This window comes from Gemmatimonadaceae bacterium (genome assembly GCA_016720905.1).
Classification (GTDB): domain Bacteria; phylum Gemmatimonadota; class Gemmatimonadetes; order Gemmatimonadales; family Gemmatimonadaceae; genus Gemmatimonas.
On sequence record JADKJT010000015.1, the window covers coordinates 20404 to 27916 of the forward strand.

The 7513-nt window shown below is 59.4% G+C and carries 7 protein-coding genes and 1 pseudogene; 1 reads left to right on the top strand and 7 read right to left on the bottom strand.

The genetic code is table 11. From position 1 onward, the window contains the following. Positions 1-1315: 1315 nt before the first annotated feature. From IPP90_13385 to IPP90_13405, 5 genes are all read right to left on the bottom strand, one after another. Entirely contained in the window at positions 1316-1867 is a 552-nt protein-coding gene (locus IPP90_13385; protein MBL0171691.1) for a hypothetical protein, read from the bottom strand. A gap of 340 nt (positions 1868-2207) precedes the next feature. Then, positions 2208-2507, bottom strand: coding sequence for a toll/interleukin-1 receptor domain-containing protein (locus IPP90_13390; GenBank protein MBL0171692.1), 300 nt, complete (start codon positions 2505-2507; stop codon positions 2208-2210). Between the two features lie 96 nt (positions 2508-2603). Further along, entirely contained in the window at positions 2604-2810 is a 207-nt protein-coding gene (locus IPP90_13395) for a hypothetical protein (GenBank protein MBL0171693.1), read from the bottom strand. Positions 2811-3151: 341 nt separating this feature from the next. Beyond that, complete coding sequence (locus IPP90_13400) at positions 3152-3904, bottom strand: type II toxin-antitoxin system MqsA family antitoxin (protein ID MBL0171694.1); 753 nt, start codon at positions 3902-3904, stop codon at positions 3152-3154. Positions 3905-3995: 91 nt separating this feature from the next. Further along, a complete protein-coding gene (locus IPP90_13405) occupies positions 3996-4205 on the bottom strand; it encodes a hypothetical protein (protein ID MBL0171695.1) in 210 nt (69 codons plus the stop codon). Between the two features lie 303 nt (positions 4206-4508). On the opposite strand from IPP90_13405, the pseudogene IPP90_13410 reads away from it, so the two are divergent. After that, positions 4509-5623 (top strand): annotated as a pseudogene (locus tag IPP90_13410) (Fic family protein). Positions 5624-6487: 864 nt separating this feature from the next. Here IPP90_13410 and IPP90_13415 read toward each other — a convergent pair. Together IPP90_13415 and IPP90_13420 are read right to left on the bottom strand one after the other, a co-directional pair. After that, the gene (locus IPP90_13415) at positions 6488-6811 is read right to left on the bottom strand and encodes an L-lactate permease (GenBank protein ID MBL0171696.1); all 324 of its coding nucleotides are present in this window, start codon (positions 6809-6811) and stop codon (positions 6488-6490) included. 355 nt (positions 6812-7166) lie between these two features. Further along, positions 7167-7400: an L-lactate permease gene (locus IPP90_13420; protein ID MBL0171697.1), complete on the bottom strand. Its 234-nt coding sequence runs from the start codon at positions 7398-7400 to the stop codon at positions 7167-7169. Between the last annotated feature and the right edge of the window lie 113 nt (positions 7401-7513).

The following is a 7513-nucleotide window of genomic DNA, read 5'->3' on the forward strand; positions in this document are numbered from 1 at the left end:
GCACAATCAATAGCGCGGCTGTCAGACTGCAACGCTGGGTAAGGCATCACGCGCAAATCCTCTTCGCTAGGTCTGTGACCGATAACCGCCGATGGATCTGTGATACAGTGGATCTTTCGCGCGCCTTCCAAACCCAATCGTAGCCCAAATGTGTTCAATGCGCGTCGCCACAAACGTGTCGTGAGCTTCACTGAAGCGCGTTAGCACCCCGACGACGATCGGTATCATCACAAACTTTCCATCGTGCCTCTTGTGCCGATGGGTAGCGATAATGGCGCCTCCGCTCATGCCTTGCGCCTTGGCTACACCACCCGGGCCACCGCTCCCTGTTCGCGCTGCCAGCGAGTACGTGAATGCCGCCTGTACGCGCTTGTCGATTTCTAGGGCGACACAAAACCGAATCAGTCGCTAGTTCTACGGACGCCTGCATTGCGTTGCTTGCCACATATGACTGAGCTCCTCGGACCTTCGACCGAGATGTGGGTTGCCCGACCGCAGATACGCAGGACCAGGCGAATCCTGCAATACGGCGCTCGCAAGGCCAAGTGGGATCGAGACTCCTGCTTGCGTGACGTCTTGCGGCGGCTCAAGGTTGCCCAAGCCACGTCTGGATCCGGGAGTCCATCCTCCAACGCCACCAGCCGCGAGAAACGTTTTTCGGCCATCACACGCTTCCGCGCTCATCGATGCCGAGGAACTTTTCCTCAGGTCCGTCCAACACGTGATCCTGCGGTGATCACATACCGCTTGTCGTTGTCAGCGACAACGAACGCCGTGCCCATCGGAGTCACGCGGCCGGAACCTTGCTCAATGCGCATCATTACTCGGAACGCGTCAACGATTGGCAGCATGCCCTCTCGGACTTCCTCGAAACCGCCTTCGTTCTCGGACAGCTCGTGTTGGTTGGATGCCTAACTTACGGATTAGCTGTACACCGAGTCTATCGGTCAAGCGCGCCCGAAAGAACCCGCGGGCCTCCTGGCAGATAACGATTGTACCCGCTCCATATGATAGACTTTCGAGACTGCGGTGGTTCTCTGTAACGCCATTGTGCAAACAGGGCGTGTCCCAGAGAAGTTGATCTTCTTTGTGTGACAAATCAGCTCCCCACGGATTCGTCGGAGATGTCCCATTGCGGCGATCGGCGTTCCTGCAATAACTCGTCGCTTATCGTCCTATGCTAGATGTGTTTGCCGAATCAGACTACGTGTCCGGCAGCGAACTTTGTCACGATGTCGGCATGGATAGGCTTCTTCGAACGTCGCGAAATCGAAGAGCATGAACATGGGTTCCAAGATTCTCATGACGTGATCCGTCAGGTTGCCTCGAAGGCCCGACACCGTATCGAAATTTGCGACTCGGAGCTTCCTGCCGCAGTTGTGCGAGGCATCACGTGGCGTCGGCCAGCGCTTGTCAGGGTGCGCCCGGCCAGCCCGTGATGTGCGATGCCAATTGTTACGCGACTCTCCGGCGGAACGCCCAAGTGATCGTAGAGGCCGCACAGAAAAAGAAGGGCTTCGGTGACTCGCACGATTCGAGTATCGAAGAAGACCGCTTTCTCGGTGCGTTCGTCTTCGAAGAGGCTCTGAATCAGGAAGAAATCGCCGTTGGTGCGAGCCGACCAGTAGTCATAGGTGGGCGTGCCGCTCAAGGACTTCTCAGGAATCGCAACCTCTGCAACGATGCCGTCGGATGTCGGGCGTGGTCGATACTCATCTCGACTTTCAAGCAGGATGCCGATAAGGCCAACCGAAGGTCGGATCTCAGCCTTTCTTACGGCGTTCAAGAGCTCCAGTTGGGACTTCGTGACTGGTTCGTGCAGCGCACTGCGAATCTCCATCGCCCTTGCCCGCTCCAGCTTCGACAATCCCGGGCTGGGCGGCGTCAGCCTGGCTACCGAACCATGGGTCCTTCAAGACAGACTCGCCAGTCGGCCGCGCGCCGGCGAAGGCGTTACCACACGATTGGCACTGTGCTGCGGCGTGGCGCCGCCAAACGGGTTTGGGCCAAGTGCTGGCTTCACTGTGCTGGGTATACCGTGATCTCGCGGGCGAGTTCTTGTGACGAACCAGGGAATCTCCATCGGCCGTGAAGTCGATGTACAGCCGTGCGCCGAGAAAAATGAGGCAGCTAGTGGGACGCTGCTGACTGTCGAATCACAGGGATGAATTTCTTGGTATCAATGCGCTCCACCAACTCGCCGGTTACTACAAGCCGTTCGTAGCCAACGCCACCTTGCCCAGAGTCTGCGCGCGATACGTACTGCTCGGTGCAGACAAAGCAGAACACGATCGGCCCGCGCGATCGATCGCTCCATGAAGGCGACGATGTCTTCTCCGGGCGCCAGATCCCCACTGATCGAGGATCGTGTCAATGCCGAGCGCGCGGAGTTCAGTCGCGAGGCGAAGCACCCAGTCCTTGTGATTAGGAGTGTCGTGAGAGTACGAAACGAAGACTATTGGCTCAGGCATATCGTCCGTTGGGTGCGTTACCATCACGAACTGCAAGGAGCGGGGCAGCAGAGCAGAGACGCTCCTGTCCCATCAAGGGTCGGTGGCCGCATCCACGGTGTCACGGGCGCAGCCACCGGAGGAGCTGCCCGGTCATGCTGCGTGCTCTTCGTTCCTGTCGGTCGTACTCGCATCGGGGGCCGCGGCACGCGCAGCCGTTGGCGCGACCTTGAACGCCGGCAGGACAAACGGCGGCCAGCCGGCCCGCACGAGCGTGCTCTGGAGAAATTCGCGGAAGTATGGCCACGTATTCAGCGGGAGATTGACCCGCTCGAACTCGGCGAAGATCGCGTCGGTCATCGGCGTCTTCGAGCCGTAGCGCGCTTCGAGGGAAACGCTTACACGGACGGCTTCCTCCCCACCTTCGACGAAGTAGCCCGTGAACGTGAGTCGGTGGCTGACGCGGATCGCCGAATCGGCGTTCTTGTAGCCGGCGGCTTCAGTCGAACGTCAGGGGCGCACCCTGTCGGTCACCAGGCGTGGTCGGCGCCAACACTTCCGCCGATGTTACCCGGATATCTTCAAGTTCAATTCCGCTGATGAACACGTTGTAGATGTCCGGCGATATCGGAACATGGGCGGATGTTCGTGTGAATCGGCCGTTGGCGCGGACTCGGCCGCGCGAGGCGCCAGTTCGGGTATCATCCGGCGCTGGCGTATGCGGGGTGAATGGCACGATGTTCGGTGAGCCACGGTTCGTTCTCCGGCTTCGCCGGAAGCACCCAGGTCTTCAGGTTGCTCGCCGGTTCCGTCACGCGAACATTGCGCCTGGTGACATCACGCTCAATCGCCGGTTGACCGGCGTGAACCGTCAAGTGAGCGGTCGTATACGTATCAACCGGCACCTGTTTGGATTCCGCGTTTTGGCGCTGCTGCCCTATCGACTCCAACGAAGTGTCCGCGACGGTCGGGGACTCGGCTACATCGTTGATGATGCCGAGTCCTGCGCGTAGCGCGAAAAAGTCGAGAAGGTCGGGGACATGCAAGATCGCTCTGAGCAGATTGTCCATCGCTCTCGATTGCAGCACACGACCCGCTTCCCATCGGGCGACGGTCTTCCTGCCAAGACCGAGAATTCGTTCGAGATAGGCCTGCGTGAGGCCGAGGCGCTTACGAAGCGCCAGGATCTCGTCGGGTTGGAGGAATCCGTACAGCTCCCGGTAGTGTGTCGCGGCCACGCGCTGCGCGGCTTCGGCCTGCGCGAGACTGTACTCCTCAGCGCCACACACGCGGCACTTGTAGAGCGACTCCTGTACCGGGATCTCGACGCCAGAAGTCATGCGAGTCCCGGCACGGTGCACCAGGTCGAAATTGTCGGCGCAGAGATGAGCGGGGTGCTGCGCATCTGCCGTGGCCGCAGTCGCCACATCGGGTCGTTCAGTTCGGTCTTGCATCGTCCCACTCATGAAAGGAGATCACGATCGTGTGATCTGTTGTACCAGGGGTTCGATCTTGATCTTGACCCAGAGAACCCGTTGGTATCGCTCAATTCGGTAAATGTCGGCCCCAGCCGTTCTCGTTCACTTGACAGAACCGCCAGTCGGACTGCTTCAGCGCCAACACCGTCGCCCGAATGGCGCCGGATATATCGAGCAGTGATCGCGGCAGCACTCTTGGCGCATCAGCCTTGAGGGCTTTACCGGTGATATGCATGAACCTGCCGCGCGCGAAGTCGCTGAACCTGCGTGAGGTCATCGGTGCCGGATCGCCATCGTATCGCCGATCTGAGCGGGGCCATGCGTGCAGAGGAAACGGTGGAAGGCCCGCTCAGACTGAGCGCGCCGTCGACACTTGAAGGTGGGCGATGGCGCGGTGCCTACATGGTCTTTCTGTTTGTTGGCGAGTACAATAGTTATCACCATGATACCTGTTGTGCAATTGTGTGCGGAATAAAGGCAAATATCGACAGCAATGGAATTGTTATCATGATAACCAGCATATGTCTCTATTTCTTCTAAAGAAGTCCTGTCAAATGAAAAGGAATTCAATAAAGCTTTCATGTCCATATGGAAGTATGGGAAGAAAAAGGCTATATTCTTTCTATGTGTGAGACGCTTGAGGCCCCTTCGCGATCTCGACCTCAAAAATCTCGAGACTCCCGCCGTCCTCAAGGCGGCCATCTCCGCTAGTCGCCAACTAGCCGAGCTCAAGGTCGCTGCCGCGTCCATTCCCAATCAAGGAATCCTGATCAGCTCCCTTGGCCTTCAGGAGGCCAAAACAGCTCGGCTATCGAGAACATCATCACACACCCGCATAGTGACCTCCTGCTGGGCATCGTCGCCAACGAAGGTCCAACCGGATACGGCGGCCAAGGAGTTCGACTACGCGCGAGCGCTGCGGGTGGGATTTGAGCGAAGGTGCGCGAAACCAGTACGATCACCGCCAACCTTGGCACGGCTGATACGCAGGCCACTCTCGAACACCATCGTGCCGGATTCCGAAAACTCCCCGGTACGGCCCTGCGTGAGCAGTCCACGGGCCGGGTGGTATATACGCCCCCACAGGATCATGACACCATTGTCGACCTGATGCGGGACCTGGAGCACTTTATCAACGGCGAACTGTCATATCCACTTGATCCGCTCGTGCGAATGGCGATTCTCCATCATCAGTTTGAGAGTATCCACCCGTTCTACGATGGCAACGGACGCACGGGGCGCATCCTGAACGTCCTCTTTCTGGTGAAGAGCGGCCTGCTGGACATCCCGGTGCTGTATCTCAGTCGGTTCATCGTGGAAACAAAGTTGGAGTACTACGGACTGCTGCAAAAGGTGCGCGACGACGGCAACTGGGAACCGTGGCTGTTGTATATGCTCGCTGCTATCGAAAAGATCGCTGCCGATACGTTGCAGACTATCGCGCAGATCATGTCGGTGCTGCATCGCTACAAACACCAGTTCGAAATGGCTCCAAGTTCTAGTGGTCAAGGACCTGATCCAACCGGTCGTTCGTGCATCCCCTACACGAAGATCGAGTACATCATGGCCGACATCGGCGTATCACGGCCCACCGCCAAACGATATCTCGATGCGCTCGTTGCCGAGTCGTTGGTGACCAAGCATCGGGTCGGACGGGTGAACTATTTCATCCACGTCGGGCTGGTCAACGTGCTTACATCTGGCCGGGCGGCCGAAGACCACTGCAAAGACGCCCCTCACCCCAGTATCCTCCACTGCCGCCGGAATCCAGTGCCCAAGCCCGCCAAACCAGCCATCCTGCGCTTCCGCGTTGCACTGCGTCACGTCTCCCCACCGGTGTGGCGGCGCATCGAAGTCCCCGCCAGCTACGACTTCTGGGCGTTACACGTCGCCATTCAGGACGCGATGGGCTGGAACGACTCGCATCTGCATGTGTTCCGGATCACCAATCCGCGCACCGGCAACGTCGATGATATCGGCATTCCGGACGACGACGGCTTTATCGGAGATCCCGTCTCGTTGCCAGGTTGGAAGACACCAATCGCGAAATACTTCGCGGAGATAGGCGACAAGGCGCAGTATGAGTACGACTTCGGCGACGGGTGGGAGCACTCCGTCACGCTCGAAGCCAAGGTCGCGCGTGAGCCCGAAGCGATATACCCGCGGTGCGTCGCGGGTCGCCGAGCGTGTCCGCCGGAAGACTGCGGCGCCCACCGGGTTGCGAGGGAACTGCGTCGCGTGATTGCCGATGCGGCGGACCCCGAGCGGCGCCGGCGATGCAATAGCTTAGCGGCTCGATTACGATCCCTGCGCACTTCGACGCCCCGCGACGTTCAGTTCGGGACCCGCAGGTGCGGTGGGAGTTCGCGTTCAGGCCATAAGATATCCGCCGCACTGCCTGTCGCGAATCACATCATCCGAGACATGACCAGCACTTCAATGCCCACCAGGCACGCCAACGCCAGGCTGTGCCAGAACACATACCACAAAATTTCCCCTTCCTGACCTTGCTATCCAGTGGCCACTCTCCAGCCACGACAATTACTCTGCGCACATCGATCATAATGCCCTCACGCCTCCAGAACTGTTGGCGGCGGCGGCGAGCAATGGCGACACCCCAACCTGATTGGCCGATATCTGCCCCGGGTTTCCGAACAACACATTGCTAGGCGTGTCGCTGCCGGTGAGGGGCGACACCGCCAACCAACAACGGCGAGAAGAACGCGGGAACAGCATCCCCGTTTGCGCAAACGCAGGGCCCATGGTGGCGTCCAGTCCGCCGTATCGCAGTGCCAATCCCAGCGCCATCATCGCCGCAATGGTCACCAGAAACACGCGCACAGCAGCCAGCGTCTGCCAGTAAGTGCGCGCAATCGCGCTCACGTTCATGCCGGAGCAGTGCGCCCGATAGCAGGCCGGTGAGCAACGGTGCCGTGCCGATGGCCGACAGCCAGTTGAGTGTGAAGATCGCGTCTTCGGCCTTGGCTACGGCCGCCACCGGGCGGCGTGCGCAGCACCCGCTTGATGCAGATACGGCACGGTGAAGGTCATGATGGACTGCGCATTCCAACCGTACCTTCACGCTGGGGATCCCCGTGAGCGGCAACACCGACAAATGCCCCGGCATCCAGGCGCGCAGCACCTGTCGCGGCGTGTGTTGCGGCACTGCGGACGGTATCAGTGCGCTCGGCACGCGGACGACTCGCCCGGAAACCGCCACGGTGCGTGGTTGCCAGAATCACCAACAGCACCAGCAGTGACACGATGGGTGAGCGACGCCAAGGTCCACCAAAATCGGACCGAAGTGATTGCTGATGAAATACTGGCCATGGCGCCAAAGCTCACGCCGGCCACCAGACACGCCAACCGTACCTCGCTTCACGGAACGCCATCCGGCCATCACCCAGATGAGCCAGAACGGAATGATCATGGCAAAGAGCGGCAGTTGTTTGCCAACCAACGCTGAGGTCATTCCAATGGCAAATGTATCCACGCACCGGCCAGTGCGATAATGTGGGCGTACCTAGCGCACCAAATGCCACCGGAGCCGTGTTGCCGATAGGTGACAATCCGGCCGCGGGCAGC